This window comes from Janthinobacterium sp. CG_23.3, from assembly GCF_046115965.1.
GTDB lineage: Bacteria > Pseudomonadota > Gammaproteobacteria > Burkholderiales > Burkholderiaceae_D > Janthinobacterium.
In genome coordinates this window covers 13,073-27,794 of record NZ_JBJXIB010000080.1, presented here as the reverse complement: position 1 = coordinate 27,794, position 14,722 = coordinate 13,073, and the positions used below count along the sequence as shown (strand labels likewise).

Annotated in this window: 11 protein-coding genes; 2 read left to right on the top strand and 9 right to left on the bottom strand. The window is 66.7% G+C overall.

Annotation, left to right across the window (positions count from 1 at the left end):
• Positions 1 to 122: 122 nt before the first annotated feature.
• The 3 genes from ACFDR9_RS18100 to ACFDR9_RS18090 form a co-directional block, all read right to left on the bottom strand.
• Positions 123 to 680, bottom strand: a complete 558-nt coding sequence (locus ACFDR9_RS18100; RefSeq protein ID WP_409031888.1) for an outer membrane beta-barrel protein — start codon at positions 678 to 680, stop codon at positions 123 to 125.
• Between the two features lie 171 nt (positions 681 to 851).
• Positions 852 to 1,469, bottom strand: coding sequence for an RES family NAD+ phosphorylase (locus ACFDR9_RS18095; protein WP_409031887.1), 618 nt, complete (start codon positions 1,467 to 1,469; stop codon positions 852 to 854).
• Positions 1,470 to 2,159 carry a hypothetical protein gene (locus tag ACFDR9_RS18090; protein WP_409031886.1) on the bottom strand — a complete coding sequence of 230 codons (690 nt, stop codon included), beginning with the start codon at positions 2,157 to 2,159 and terminating at the stop codon, positions 1,470 to 1,472.
• A 645-nt stretch (positions 2,160 to 2,804) separates the two neighbouring features.
• Here ACFDR9_RS18090 and ACFDR9_RS18085 point away from each other — a divergent pair.
• Positions 2,805 to 3,101, top strand: coding sequence for a HigA family addiction module antitoxin (locus tag ACFDR9_RS18085; protein ID WP_409031885.1), 297 nt, complete (start codon positions 2,805 to 2,807; stop codon positions 3,099 to 3,101).
• Between the two features lie 69 nt (positions 3,102 to 3,170).
• On the opposite strand, the gene ACFDR9_RS18080 is transcribed toward ACFDR9_RS18085, so the two are convergent.
• The 4 genes from ACFDR9_RS18080 to ACFDR9_RS18065 form a co-directional block, all read right to left on the bottom strand.
• Positions 3,171 to 3,980 (bottom strand): DUF2145 domain-containing protein, encoded by an 810-nt coding sequence (locus ACFDR9_RS18080; protein ID WP_409031884.1) that lies wholly within the window; start codon positions 3,978 to 3,980, stop codon positions 3,171 to 3,173.
• On the bottom strand, positions 3,977 to 4,390 hold the full coding sequence (locus ACFDR9_RS18075) for a hypothetical protein (RefSeq protein ID WP_409031883.1): 414 nt from the start codon (positions 4,388 to 4,390) through the stop codon (positions 3,977 to 3,979). The genes ACFDR9_RS18080 and ACFDR9_RS18075 overlap by 4 nt, the downstream gene beginning before the upstream one ends.
• 150 nt (positions 4,391 to 4,540) lie before the next feature.
• On the bottom strand, positions 4,541 to 5,959 hold the full coding sequence (locus ACFDR9_RS18070) for a DUF3999 family protein (RefSeq protein ID WP_409031882.1): 1,419 nt from the start codon (positions 5,957 to 5,959) through the stop codon (positions 4,541 to 4,543).
• Between the two features lie 181 nt (positions 5,960 to 6,140).
• Positions 6,141 to 9,428, bottom strand: coding sequence for a DUF2339 domain-containing protein (locus tag ACFDR9_RS18065; RefSeq protein ID WP_409031881.1), 3,288 nt, complete (start codon positions 9,426 to 9,428; stop codon positions 6,141 to 6,143).
• A gap of 280 nt (positions 9,429 to 9,708) precedes the next feature.
• Here ACFDR9_RS18065 and ACFDR9_RS18060 point away from each other — a divergent pair, with 280 nt between their 5' ends.
• The gene (locus ACFDR9_RS18060; RefSeq protein ID WP_017874494.1) at positions 9,709 to 11,595 is read left to right on the top strand and encodes an MFS transporter; all 1,887 of its coding nucleotides are present in this window, start codon (positions 9,709 to 9,711) and stop codon (positions 11,593 to 11,595) included.
• A gap of 21 nt (positions 11,596 to 11,616) precedes the next feature.
• On the opposite strand, the gene ACFDR9_RS18055 is transcribed toward ACFDR9_RS18060, so the two are convergent.
• Together ACFDR9_RS18055 and ACFDR9_RS18050 are read right to left on the bottom strand one after the other, a co-directional pair.
• Entirely contained in the window at positions 11,617 to 13,134 is a 1,518-nt protein-coding gene (locus ACFDR9_RS18055; protein ID WP_409031880.1) for a response regulator, read from the bottom strand.
• A 5-nt stretch (positions 13,135 to 13,139) separates the two neighbouring features.
• The gene (locus ACFDR9_RS18050; RefSeq protein ID WP_409031879.1) at positions 13,140 to 14,654 is read right to left on the bottom strand and encodes an ATPase domain-containing protein; all 1,515 of its coding nucleotides are present in this window, start codon (positions 14,652 to 14,654) and stop codon (positions 13,140 to 13,142) included.
• Positions 14,655 to 14,722: the final 68 nt, after the last annotated feature.

Below are 14,722 nucleotides of genomic sequence, written 5' to 3'. Positions count from 1 at the left end.
ACACGACCTCATCAAGAACGAGCGTACCCCTCCCCCCCCCCCCCCCCCCCCCCCCCCCCCCCCCCCCCCCCCCCCCCCCCCCCCCCCCCCCCCCCCCCCCCCCCCCCCCCGGCCCTCGTCGTTTAGAACTTGTAGCGCAGGCCGGCCGACAGCATTTGCGCCTTGATGGTGGTGCGGTCGGCGCTTTGTACCTTGCCGAAGTGCTCGTACTCGGCCACCAGCGCCAGCGTTGGCGTAAAGTTGTAGCTGGCGCCAACGCCGAACAGGGGCGAATTATTCCGGTACTTCAAAGTCTGTATGCCGCCCGGCAGCTCGAACCTGTTGCGGTTGGCGGTCACGCCGACTTTGCCGAACACCGAGAACTGCTCCGACACCGGCATCGTGGCGGTGCCGGCCACATACAGCGCGGACGGCATGATATGCGCGCCGTCGACGCCGTTGACGCTGGCGTCGTGGTCGCCCAGGATGGCATAGCCGGCTTCGACGCCAAAGGTCGGGTTGAACTGGTAGCCGCCGTAGAGCTTGCCGCCGAAATTGTTGCCGCTCGACGTCTTGTCGTGGGAGTCGATGTTGAGGCCGACGCCGCCGACGCTGGCGCCGGCATAGGCGCTTTGCGCCTGCGCTGCAAACGGTATGGTCAGGGCGGCGGCGAGCAGGGCGATGGACAATGCTTGTTTCATATCAGATTTCCTTGGCTGGTGAGAGGGGCGCGGCGGCCTGGATCGTTGCGGATGGGCGGCGCCATCATTGTCGATTCGGCCGCGGCGGGCAATACAAACCAAGGGAGTATTAGCGGGCTGGCAGTTTGGTGCCGTGTGGCGGTACTTCCTGGGGACGCGTTTGAATGCGGCTCACGCGGCGACGATATTAAAAGCGGTCGCGGCCGCGGCAAAACCCGGGGTGTCGGGAAGCGCGAGAACGGATGGTTTGGCATGCAGCCGAGCAGCCGCTCGATCGAAAAGGATCATTGCGCGTTCAGTGTTGAGGTGGCGCGACATGTACACGAAGCCGTCGAAATTCAAAGGGTTGTCGAAAATCGATAGTGACCATTGTTGAGTGATGGCATAGGAGGCCGTTCCAGCCAAGTCGGCATGTCCAGACAGGCGCTTGAGCGTTGCGCCTGTTAGTTCGAGCAAACGCAGGGCCGAGCCAGTAAAACTGTGAACACTCTGCCGTTCCAAGGCGGTATAGCTGACCTGGAACCGGCCATTGACTGGTATTTCGTCATGCAGCAGCGATTCAGCAATGGCGACCTCCAGCGAGAACCCGAGGTAGCAGGAGCGAAATTCCGGTGCGCCAGCAAGGCAACCCGGGGCGTCAAAGCGATTCGCCCCCGAGCAACCGAAGTAAGGTTCCCCGGTAGCATATTTAGAAATCCTCACCAAAGTTCGTCGACCCAGCCGCATGACGGGAAGGCTATCGTCGGTGGCTAAAGACGGCGGCGGCGAGCCAAGCGGGACGGCGGTCAATTAGCGTTCCACGAACCCGGCAGCCGTTACCAATACCGCCTGCCGGTCGCCCTGCTGCAACGCCTGCAGCGGGGTAACTCCGTTCAGGGAGGCCTTGGGAGTGGTAAAGAACTGCCATTTGCTAGACGCCGGTATGTCGCCCAACGCGCGCGTCACCTTCTCCAGATCGCGCCGGGACACCTTGCCATCGGAGTAGAACGCTGGATACAAAAGGCGGCCGCCACCGCCCTCCAGCGCGAATACCCGCCCGGCTTTGAGGGCCTTGCTGACGGCCTGCGGTGACACGTTCAGGCGATCGGCCAGATCCTGCGCGGCGATCAGAGCGCCGCTCTCGGCCAGCTCGGTGCGCCGTTCCTGTTCCTGCATTGCCATGTTGCGCATGAAAGCCACGTTTTCAGCGGGTCGCTTGATCAGTTCCTTAACGCCCGCCAATGTGTTGCCGCGGTGGAGCGCCGCGACAAGCCCTTCCCGTGTCATGACGGGTATTTCATTCTGAATTTCGTCTTTGCCGATGAATTCGCGTCTTTTCGCCTGCGGGCGCAGCTTGATGATGACGTAGCCGGCGCCCAAGTCTGCTGCCTGCTCAATGTTGGCTGGAGCAAGCGCCTCGATCCGGGCAGGCTGCACAGGCCATGAACTTGCGCTTTGGCCAGCTACGGGGCGCTTCATGGCCGAAATTTTGGTAGTCATGATTCCTCCTTTGGGAGTTTTCATTGTACTGCGATGCCGCTATTAATCAACCAAATCAACCAAAATTGGCCGGAAAAGTGATAACGACTCAGACCGGCCACGGCTGGACCCGGACAGCAAGCTTATCCTGACGCTAAAAGGGCAAAAATTCTACCTCAATATCAAGCGCCGGACCAATCAAGCCGGTGAGCAGGTCGACTACAAGGCCTGCGACAGCCTACAAGCCCACGTGACAAAGCTGTACCGTGACGCAGGAATTAAGGGCGGGAGCAGTCATTCTGGCCGCCCCCTCATCCGGCCGGCAGCTTGTAGAAAGCTTGCGTACCCTGCTGTTGCTGCTGCGAAATGGAGAACTAGGCTGCGCCGGTAGACGACAAGTGGGAAACCCTGGTGACGTACCCGTATGCGGTGCGTTTTACATGAGAATCAGCACCACCGAGGTTATTCCTGCGCTCGTGCCGGAAGCTGTCTAATGGACGCAGAAAACGACGGCGCTTGGCTTGTGCGGATCAACGATCAATGGCGTCTGAGCTTGAAGTGGAGGGAGAGCGGCCCTTATGACGTCCGGATCGAAGATCCGCACTGAATCGGCCTAGAATCGAAACCTAACAAACAGAAACGGAGTGCATCGTGTTTGAGAATGGTATGCGTCCTGTCCACCCCGGCGAGGTCTTGGTGGAAGAGTACATCAAGCCCATGGGCGTAAGCGTGCGTGCAGTGGCACTGGCCTTGCACGTTCCCTACTCACGTCTCAGCGAGATTACCAAGGGCAAGCGTGGCGTAACTGCTGATACCGCCCTTCGCTTGGAGCGCTATTTCGGTAGCGAGGCCCAAGGCTGGTTGAATCTGCAAAGCGCGTATGACCTTCGTATCGCCGAGACTCTGGCCGGTAAGGCCATCGTCAAAGCGATCAAGCCCCTCACGCCCGCTTTGGCGGATTGATTCATAGGAAATTTACCTGGCGCAGCTGCGTCCCGCATCCCACGGTTTGTCGAGGCCTGCTCCATCCCCTCAGTCAACCGCCAGCGCGATTTCCTTCATGTCCGGATCGCGCTGCTTGATGAAGCGCACGATCGAGTCGACCGTTACCGTGTCGATCTGGTTGCTCATGCGCCGGTCGAAGGGCTGGTCGTCGAAGGCGATGTTGGCCCGGAACATGCGCGCGCCGAGCCGGGTCGAGGCCGGGATCTGCAGCGTGATCGGCTGGTAGTTGGCCCATTTCAGCCACGCCTGCGCCTCGGCGCGGGTGTTGATTCTGCCGGGCGGGGCGTTGGCGGCGGCGTACGTTTCCAGCACCCATTGGTTGGAGTTCTGGTACTTGGTCGAGTACGGGTAGGCCAGCATGTTGTAGTGCGCACCGTGCAGGCGGCGCGGCGCTTTCGACGCCAGTTGGACCGCCAGCGCCTCTTGCACGTCCCAGTGCGGCACCAGGATGACGCTTTTGTACTCGTACACGTCGTCGAGGAAGAAATTGCCCAGCCCCTCGTTGTAGAGCGCCGACTCGGCGCTGCCGCAGCCGTTCAGTTCATGCACCACCAGCCAGCGCCCGGACGGGTGGTCGCGCCAAGCGAGGCCGATGTGCGAGTACGTCAAATGGTATTTGCTCAGGTCCTGCCCGGCGCGGGCGATCAGCGCGACCTGCGCGCCGCTGGCGTCGAGCGCCTGGCGCGCCTTGTAGGCCAGGTCCAGCGCCTTGACGACCTTGGTGGCGTCGCCGGGGCGCGGCTCGCAGGAGCGGCCGGCCCGCGCCGGCGCCGTCGCCGCCAGGCCGGCGGCCAGGCACAGCAGCAGCACCGGCGCGTTCAGACGCGTGGCGCTCATATGCCGGTCGCCGGAACGGTCGAGTGGTGCAGCAGCGACTTGCCGATTTCGTTCGGCACGTAGGCGATGATTTTGCCGGACAGCACCAGCGCGTGGCCGGTCGAGACCGCCACTACGCTGACCACGGTGCCGGCCGCCAGCGACAGGCCGCGCGCGGCCTCGCCGGTCAGCTTGATCGAGGCGGCGCCGGCGTTGGCGGCGCCCTTCAGCACGACGACGCTGCCGTCGGCCACCGCCTCCACGCCCTCGACGACGACATAACCAGAGGCGGCCAGCAAGGACATCGAGCCGAGCAGCACGATGCCCGACGCCATGCCGACGTTTTCAGAGGCGGTCGACAGTTCCGAGTTGCCGGCGTGGGCGCTGGCCGCGGCGGCGCAAAGCAGGCAGATGGACACTAAGCGTTTCATTTTTTTCTCCGTTATTGTGGTCTTACAAGGTAATGATTGACGACGGCGCCGAAACCGGCAATCGGAAACGGCGCGGTACTGCTTATTGGATGCCGTAGTATTGTTTTGCGCTACCGCATTCTGGCATTCTGGCATTCTGGCATTTCGGCGTCACGGCGCTTTGTCCTGGTCGTTCATTTGTTTTATTAGGCGCCAGGCGAAAAAGCCCAGCACGCCCACGCCCAGCAGCAGCACGGCCCACAGCGCGGCCAGCCGCAACTGGGCCGCGCGCGCGGCGCCGGCCGCCACGGCCGGCGCCGCCGAATCCGGCTGGCGGCTGGCCAGCGGCCCCGCCTGCGCCTGTTCCAGGGTTTGCAGTTCGCCCTGGCTGAAGCCGGGCGCGACCTGTTCCAGTTCGACGGCGGCGGCGGCGGCGTCGGCGCGGCCGAACGCCAGCGTGTACGGCGGCTTGCCGTTGGCCAGGAACACCACGCTCGACGGCGACCATACCAGCCGCAGCGCCGGCTTGCCGCCGGCGCCGTTGAGCGGGCGCAGCACCCATTGCGCGTTGTGCAGCGGCGCCACCGCCATGTCGCCCGAGCTGCGCGTGCGCCCCGCCTGCGTGATCTGGTAAAAAGTGGCGCGCACCAGCGGCTCGAAACTCAGCGTGCTGGGCTGGCCGAGCTGGCGGCCGGGCAGTTCGTGGTAGCGCCCCAGCACGCTTGGCAGCACCACGTTCGGTTCGCTAAATTGCAGGCCGATTTTCTCCACCGGAATCGCCACGGCGCCCTGGTAGACCAAGTCCTGGCCGACTTTCCCCGGCGCCGCTTGCAATACCAGTCGCTCGGCGTGCGGCGCGATGTCGGTCTGGCTGATCGATTCGGCGCTGATGCCGGCAAACAGCAGCGGCGCGCCCTCGCGCCAGCTCAGGCGGGCGTAGCGGAAGCGGCGCGCTTCAAATTCGATGCGGTCGTTGGCCAGCGTCTGGGTGTCGCTGTTGACCAGCCAGTCCAGCGCGGCCGCGCCGATCGGCTCCCAGCGTTTGAGGTCGTCGCTGACCTCCAGCCAGACTTGGGCGTGGTAGCTGGCGGTGCCGGCCGGCAGGCGAAAGCGCAGGGCGTTGACGGCGGCGTCGGTCTGGCCGATGTCGAGCACCAGGCTGCTCAATTCGGCTTTGCCGGGCGCCTCGCCGGCGCGCGCGGCGCGCGTGACCGACAGCAGGCGGCCGTCGCTGCCGGTGCGGATGTCGAGTCCGCCCGCGTCGTCGCCTTGGGCGTCGCCGCGCGCACCGGTGACGGGGAAAATCCTGGCCGGCATCTCGCTGCGGCTGGTGCGCGCCTGCGCGGGCGGGCGCTGTAGCGCGAACGCCAGCTTGTTGCCGTCCTTGTCGAACAGGCGCAGGTCGCGCAGGTCGGGCGTGGCGGCGCGCAGGTAGACCGACTGCGGCAGGCGGAAGGCGACCACGCCGCCTGTGCCGCTGACGCTCAGCGGCAGGCTGTGTGGATAGTCGGCCGGCGTGTCGGATGGCGCCGCGGCACCGGCCTGGCCGGCCAGCGCCAGTGCCAGCACCGAGGTCAATATGAAGTTCATCCTTGGTCGCGCTTTCTGTATCGTTATGGTTAGTGTGTCGTAGATCGGATGCGGGGGCCGCCGAGGCGAGCGTAATCCGACCATGTTGGCCGACGCGCGACGCGCTGTCCCAGGCCAACGTTGTCGGGTTACGCCGTTCCGGCGAACCCGACCGAGGAAAATCGCCCAGGCTGTCCGGCGCTCATTGTGTATTTTCCGCCGGCTGGCCCGGGTACGGCGCCAGGTAGCCGATGATGAGCATCAGCACGCCGACGCCGACGAAGGAAACGATGCGTTCGATGCCGCCGACGTTGGACAGGTCGATCAGGAACAGTTTCAGCACCACCAGGGCGAGCAAGCCGGCGCCCAGGCCCCATTGCTTGCGCGCGTGGCGCAGCGCGGCGTGGCGCATTAGAACCAGCGCGGTGACGCTCCACGCCAGCGACAGCAGCGCTTGCACGAAGCGCGAGGCCAGCATGGCGTCGAAGCGGTATGGCACGTCCATGTAGTTCGACACGCTGCGCAGCAGCATCAGGTTCAGCCAGGCGTAGATGAGGCAGCCGGCGATTACCGGCACGCGGCCTTGCCAGAGCGGCGACAGGGCAGGCTGGCCGGCGCGCAGCAGGCGGTAGGCGGTGACGGCCAGCAGCATGGCGAAGCCGGTGCTCAGGTCGAGCGGGTTGAGCAGCGGCAGGTAGGGCAGCGGCGCCATTGCGCCGTTGTAGCTCAGGTTCCAGTCCAGCACCAGCAGGCAGGACCACAGGGCCGCCAGCGGGATCAGGCAACGCCGATACCACGTTTCCAGCGGCGCCAGCGGCCAGCCGCCGGCGCGGCAGCGGCGCGCCAGCAGCGCCACCGCCAGCATCATGGCCCAGGCCGGCAGGTAGCGCGCCCAACTACCGCTGACTTCCCAGCCGGCCAGGTCCAGCAGGCGCTGTTGCTCGCTGGCGCCGGCCAGCAACCAGGCCGAGATGTGCTGCCCGGCGACCGGCCAGATCATCAGCCAGGGAGCGCCGGTGCGCACCGCGTGCAGCAGTTGCAGCGGCCGGGTGGCGATGTGCCAGCCGGCGCGCGGCCACAGTTGCAGCAGGTATTCGCCGGCCAGCCAGACGGCCGCCAGCGCCAGCCAGGCCAGCCGGCCCGGCAGGTGCCCGCCCACGTACAGCTCGCCCAGCATGTTGACGCTGGCCAGCGCCAACGCCAGCCACGCCGGCGCCGTGAACCAGCGCAGCGTCGGCCAGGCCAAGCGCCGCGCCAGCCAGCCGAACAGCGGCGTGAACAGGGCCAGCAGCAGGACGTAGGCCGCTTGCCAGTCTTCCAGCGGGAAGCCGCCGCCGGCCGGCGCCGCGTAGAGCGCGGTGAACCAACTGGCCAGCGAGGTCAGCACCAGCGCGAACCAGAAGAAGGCGGCGCCGGGCAGCAGCGACGTCGCCATCGCCGACAAGGCCGGGTCGGCGTCGGCGCGGCCCTGGCGCTCGCTGAACCAGCTGCTCAGGAAGAGGGCGGCGCCGAGCATCAGCGCGCTCGGGAAGGGGCCGTCGAGCAGGTTCGGGGTGATGGCGATCCAGTCGTCGGCGCTGCGCGCGAGTAGCGCGACGGCGCCGATCACCTGCACCGCAATGGCGAATTTGGCGGCGGCCGCCCATTCCATGCGCTTGGCGACGAGGCCGAGCGCGACGGCGACCAGCACGGCGCTGCCGCTCATCAGGTTAAGCTGGGTGGCGCCGCTGGTGCGCAGCAGCGCTTCGGTCCACGCGCCGGCCAGCAGCCACAGCGCGGCGGCGGCGAGGAAGAACAGCGACAGCGCGCGCAGGCGCTTGCCGCCCGATTCCTCCGGCGCGCGGCGCAGCGTGGCGGCCATGAAGAAGGCGCTGGCGGCCAGCACCAGGAAGCCGAGCCAGAGGTTCTCGCGCAGCGCGGCGGCGGCGTCGAGGCCGCTGGTGGCGCCGAGGAAGGAGATCCACGCGCCGGCCTGGACCAGCAGGCCGAAGGCCCAGGCCAGCCGGCGGCGCTGGCGCAGGCCGACCCAGACGATGCCGGCGCCTTCCAGCGCCCACGCGGCCGAGGTCCAGCGGCCGTCGAGCGCCAGCGGCAGCGCCAGCGTGCCGAAGGCGACGCCGAGCGCCAGGAAGGATTCGGCCAGCAGTTTGAAGTTGCCGCCGTGGCGCCACAGCGTCGCCGCCAGGCCGGTGTAGAACAGGCCCAGCGCCAGCGCGGAGAAGGCCATGCCGAACGGCATCGCCTTGACCAGGCCGTACTGCAAGCCCATCGCCAGCAGCGGCGTGCCGAACACCAGGGTGGCGTCGACGTAGTGCTTGAGCCGGGGCGCCTGACGCGCCGCGTAGGCCAGCGCGATGCCGACGTAGAACAGGAAGAACAGGATCAGGAATAGTTGCGCCGACAGGTAGTTGTCCGGCGTGTATTTCAACACGCCCCAGGCGGTGCCGACGACGAAGGTGAAGGCGAAGCCGAGCAGGTTAAGCATGCGCCACGAGCGTTTCAGCGCGATGGCGAACACGCCGGCGTTGAGCACGGCGTAGTAGCTGAACAGGCCGATGTGGCTGCCGCCGCCGGTGGAGGTGAGGATGGGCACGGCGAAGCCGCCGACGATGCCGAAGGTGGCCAGCCAGACGGCGTTTTGCAGCACCGCCAGCAGGCAGGTGAAGGCGGTCAGCACCAGCAGCAGGGCGAAGGCCATGCCGCCCGGAATCAGGTGGTACAGGCGGAAGGCGCCGAACACGACCATCATCAGGATGGCCAGGGCCGCGCCCTGCACCGGCAGGCTGATGCCGGGACGCGATTCGCGGATGCGCCAAGCCCAGCCGAGCAGGGCGATGTCGGCCAGCGCGATGCCGGCCAGGCGCAGCTCGATTGGCACGGTGATTTGCGCGGCCACGTATTTCAGCAGGAAGCTGACGCCGATGAACAGGATCAGCAAGCCCAGCTTGGCCACCAGGTTGCCGGTGAACAGCCAATTCTTGGCTTTCGCGGCGAAACCGTCGGCGCTAGCGGCCCAGGCCGGCGTTTCCTGCTTCCAGCCGGGCGAAAACTCGTCCAGGGGCAGGTCGGCGGCGGGCGCGGCGGCTTGATGGACTTCGGCACTGGCCGGCGCTGACGCCTTCGCATCTACCGGTATGGCGGCGGCGACGGCCGCCTGCACCGGCGCAGGTGCCGGCGTCGGCGGTGTCGGCTCGGGCGCCGCCGCGGGAACGGGTACGGGACGCGGCACGGGAACGGTCGCGGCAGCCGGCACCGGCGCCGCTTGCGTTACCGGCGCGGCGGGTGCGGCCGGCGCGCCGTTCTGCGCCGCCGCTTTGCGCAGCGTCGCCACTTGCTTCTGCAAGGACTGCAGTTCCGCCCTCAAGCTGCTGGTCTCGGACGACAGCGCGTCGACGCGCTTGCGCGCCGCGCTGGTACGGGACAGGGCAATGAACGGCAGGAGGAAATACACAATGCCGAGAACAACAACAATACTGACCAACAATTCCATGGCGCCGCCCGCTTTCTATGTTGCGTTTTTTTGCAATACGATTGAACGGCGAACCCTGCCAGAGCGACCCGACACATCAGATTTCCGCAATATTATCCGAATGATAATGTAGAAGCGCCTAAACGTATTTTTCTTGTTGCGCCGGAAGCCCGCCGCGCCCGGCCGGGATTGTTCCAGCGCAGCCGGCCGGGAGAACGACTGGATCGAATGGCAATTAATATTGTCGGCGGCGGCGTAGTCCTGTATTTTGTCAATCTGTTCCCCTTCCCCATCCGATCACATGAGTCAATCCAGCCAGTTCGCCCTGTTGTCCGAGCGCCGCTTCGGTCCGTTTTTCTGGACCCAGTTCTTCGGCGCCTTCAACGACAATCTGTTCAAGACGGCGCTGATGGTGATCCTGGCGTACGACGCGCTGAGCTGGACCACGCTGCCCGCCTCCACCATCACCAACCTGATCCCCGGCCTGTTCATCCTGCCGTACGTGGTGTTTTCGGCAACCGCCGGGCAGATCGCCGACAAGTTCGAGAAGGCCGGCCTGGCGCGCTTCGTCAAATGGCTGGAGCTGGCCATCATGGCGGTGGCGGCGCTGGGCTGGATGTCGCACACCTTGTGGTTGCTGGTGGCCGCGGTGGTCGGCATGGGCGTCCATTCGACCCTGTTCGGGCCGGTGAAATACGCCTACCTGCCGCAGCAGTTGAAGCCGGAGGAGTTAATCGGCGGTAATGGCCTGATCGAGATGGGCACCTTCGTCGGCATCCTGCTCGGTGAAATCCTCGGCGCGGTGCTGGTGGTGTACAAGCCGTGGGGCGTCGAGCTGGTGGCCGGCGCGACCATCGTGGTGTCCGTGGTCGGCCTGCTGGCGAGCTACCGCGTGCCGCTGACGCCGGCCGCCGAACCCGGGCTGAACATCAACTGGAACCCGCTTAGCGAATCGATCCGCAACATCGGCTTTTCGCGCAAGAACCGGGTGGTCTTCCTGGCCATGCTGGGCAATTCCTGGTTCTGGTTCTACGGCGCCCTGATCCTGGCCCAGTTCCCGGTCTACGCCAAGGATTACCTGCACGGCGAGCACGGCGTGTTCGTGTTGCTGCTGACGGTGTTCTCGCTGGGTATCGGCACCGGTTCACTGTTGTGCGAGCGCCTGTCGGGGCACAAGATTGAAATCGGCTTGGTGCCGTTCGGCTCGATCGGCCTGTCGCTGTTCGGCATCGACCTGTATTTCGCCAGCATCGGCTACAGCAACACCGAGGTGGTCGGCGTGCTGGCCCTGCTGGCCCAGCACAGCGTGCCGCGCATCCTGTTCGACATCGCCATGATCGGCGTTTTCGGCGGCTTCTTCATCGTGCCGCTGTTCGCGCTGATCCAAACCCGCTGCGACCGCGCCCACATCTCCCGCACCATCGCCGGCATGAATATCATGAACGCGCTGTTCATGGTGGCGGCGGCCGGCGTGGCCATTTTGCTGTTGGGGCAGGGCTTCACGATTCCGCAGCTGTTCCTGCTGACGGCGGTTTTGAACGCGCTGGTGGCGGTGTATATCTTCTCGCTGGTGCCGGAATTCCTGATGCGCTTCCTGGCCTGGCTACTGATCCACACCATCCACCGCGTCAAGTGCGTCGACGCCGAGCGCATCCCGGCCGAGGGCGCCGCCGTGCTGGTGTGTAACCACGTCAGCTTCGTCGACGCCATCGTCATCGTCGCGGCCAGCCCGCGGCCGATCCGCTTCGTCATGGACCACCGCATCTTCAAGCTGCCACTGCTGGGCTGGATTTTCCGCACCGGCAAGGCGATCCCGATCGCCTCGGCCAAGGACGACCCGTGGTTGATGGAAAAGGCCTTCGTCGACATCGCCCAGGCGCTGCACGACGGCGACCTGGTGTGCATTTTCCCCGAGGGGAAGTTAACGACGACCGGCGAGATGAACGAGTTCAAGGGCGGTATTGCGAAGATCCTGGCACGCTCGCCGGTGCCGGTGATTCCAATGGCGCTGCGCGGCTTGTGGGGGCATTGGCTCAGTCGCAACAAGGCCAATGTGTTCGAGCGGACCTTCCGCGGCGGCTGGCGTTCGCGCCTGGCGCTGGCGGTCGGCCAGCCGGTGGCCCCGGTCGACGCCACGCCGGAGTATTTGCAGCAGCAGGTGAGCAAGCTGCGCGGCCATTGGAAGTAGGCATTGCATGCCGTTTGCGCCTCACTTGTCGAGGCGCCCCTTGACCAAGCCGATGATGTCGTTGAACTCGACCGGCTTGGTCAGGTGGTAGTCGAAACCGGCCTCGATGGTGCGGCTGCGCGCGTCGCCCTGGCCCCAGCCGGTTAGCGCGATCATCAGGACGCCGGCCGCGCCGGGCAGTTGGCGGATCTGCCGCGCCGTTTCGTAGCCGTCCATGCCGGGCATGCCCAGGTCCATCACGATCAAGTCCGGCGTGCCGCCCTTGGCGGCGGCCAGCGCGGCGCAGCCGTCGTAGGCCGCCGCCGCCTCGTAGCCCTCCATCTGGAACAGCACCTTCAGCGAGTCGGCGGCGTCGCAGTTGTCGTCGACCACCAGCACCTGCGCGGCGCGCGCGGCCGACGTCGGCGCCACGTCCACGCGCGCGCCGCCGCCCTCGGCCGGCTGGCGCGACAGCACCACCACCGGCAGGCGGATGAGGAATTCGCTGCCCTTGCCGACGCCTTCGCTGCGCGCCAGCACGCTGCCGCCGTGCATTTCGGCGAAGGTGCGCGCCAGGCTCAGGCCGATGCCCAGGCCGCTGGCCATCTGCCCGGACACCGTGTTGCCCTGCTCGAACATTGAAAAAATCCGCGGGATGGCGTCGGCGTCCAGGCCGACGCCGGTGTCGGTGACGCTGATGCTTAGCTGCGCGTCGTCGACCCAGGCGCGCACCGCAACGCTGCCGTCGGGCGGCGTGAACTTGATCGCGTTCGAGACGATGTTGGCGAGGATTTGCACCACCCGCGCGTAGTCGGCGTGCAGCACCACGTCCTGCGGCGGCAGCGCGAAGTCGACGCCGATGCGCTTGCTGGCCGCGCTTTGCAGGCACAGCTCGTTGACGTGTTCGACCACGGCGCGCAGGTGGACGTGTTCGCGCCGCAGTTCGGTCTTGCCGCTGGTGATGCGCGCGACGTCGAGCAGGTCGTCGACCAGCCGGGTCAGGTGCGTGACCTGGCGCTCGATCACCTCCCTGACCTTGGCCACGGCCGGCGCCTGCGGGTACAGGTGGCCGAGCAGCGCCACCGAGGTCTTGATCGGCGCCAAGGGGTTGCGCAGCTCGTGCCCGAGGCTGGCGAGAAATTCGTCCTTGCGGCGCTCGGCCTCGCGTACCATGTATTGGCGGGCGCGGGCGCGCAGCAGCGCGTGCGCCGACGTCACCAGGGTCAGCGTGCCGACCGGGCGCTCGAGCAGCGTCAGGTTGCCCAGCGTGTTGATGGCGTGGCGCACCAGTTGCGGGTCGCCCTGGCGTTGCGTCAGCAGGATCACCGGCAGGTCGGACCAGGCCGGCTGGCCGGCGAGGTAGCCGGTGAGGGCGGCGCAGGCGCCGGCCGGCAACGCCTCCTCGACCGTCAGCACACCGGCCGCGCCCAGTTCCAGTTGCTCGGCCAACTGCTCGGCGCTGTGGCAAATGTCGGTGCGTACCATCGCCAGCTCCAGCACCTGCTCGGCCAGCGCGGCGTCGCGTCCGATCGGCGCGAAGATCAGGATGCGCTGTTCCATATGGACTAGCGCGGCGCGCTGACGGCCGCCGCCGTGGGCGGGGCGGACTCGCGGCAGGCCTCGCCGGTCGGCACGCCGGTCAGGATGCCGTGGAAGCCGCGCAGCGGCGGGCCGATTTCAATGCCCCCGGCGCCGATTTCAAAGCGGTGGATGGTGCGCTGGTGCGGGCTGCCGCGCTTCTTGAACACCGAGATGGCTTGCCGCACCTCGCCCGCGACCTCGAAATAGCGCAGCATGATGACGTTGTCGGCCACGTAGCTGGCGTCGGCCGAGGTGGTCATGGTGGTGCCGATGATGCTTTGCTGGACGCCGACGAGCAGCGTGGCGACGCCGTGCTGGCCGAGGAAGGCCAGCAGCTCGTGCAGATAGGTGGGCAGGTAGCGCTCGTCGGGCACCGCGTTCAGGTAGCCGTTCAGGCTGTCGATGACGACCAGGCGGACGCCGCGCGCGGCGGCGTCGACCACCGCCTGCGAGAACTCGCCGGGCGCCAGTTCGGCCGGGTCGACCTGCTGGATCGTCAGCAGGCCCGCGTCCATCGCCGCGTGCAGCGCCATGCCGATGTCGCTAGCGCGGTTGAGCAGGTTGTTGCGCGACTCCTCGAACAAGAACATCGCGCACGCTTCGCCGCGCGCGGTGGCGGCGTGCACGAACTGCGCCGCCAGGGTCGATTTGCCGGTGCCGGGCGGGCCGGAAATGAGGGTGCTCATACCTTCCTCGACGCCGCCGCCGGTGAGCGCGTCGAGCGCCGCCAAGCCGCTGGAGAGGCGCCCGCGCGGGCCCTCGCAGCGCGTGTCGGACGCCACCAGGCGCGGAAACACCACCAGGCCGCCGGTGGTGATCTTGTAGTCGTGGTAGCCGCCGCGGTAGGACACGCCGCGGTATTTGACGATGCGCACGCGGCGCCGCTCGGCGCCGTAGGCTTGCACCAGCAGATCGAGCGCGACGACGCCCTCGGCCACGCTGCGCACCCGCATGTCGTCGCTGGCGGGGGCGCGGTCGTCGATGAGCAGCGTGGTGCAGCGGCGGCTCGACAGGTATTGCTTCAGCGCCAGCACCTGGCGCCGGTAGCGCAGCGGCCTCTCCGCCAGCAACTGCAGTTCGGACAGCGAGTCGAGCACCAGCCGGGTCGGTTTGTGCTGTTCGATCGCCGCCAGGATGCGCTGGGTGGTCAAGCCGAGTTCGATTTCGGACGGTTGGAAAATTGTGTACTGCTGGTCCGGGTCGAGCATGTCCTCGTCGGGGATGATTTCGACGATGGGCACGCCGGCCAGGTCCCAGCCGTGCGAGCGGGCGCTGGCGCGCAGCTCGACGGCGCTTTCGCCCAGCGTGATGTAGAGCACAGGCTCGTCCAGGCGCGCGCCTTCCTGGAGGAACTGCAGCGCCAGCGTGGTCTTGCCGGTGCCGGGTTCGCCCTCGACCAGATGCAGGCGCTCGGGGGTCAAGCCGCCGGCGAGGACGGCGTCGAGGCCGGGCACGCCGGTCGACAGCAAAGCGGTGGTGTGGATGTCTTGTTGGTCCATCAGGGCCCTCCAAACGATACGAAACAAGGCGCTCCGGCGCCCGTTCAAATAGTACCGCAACGCGCAAA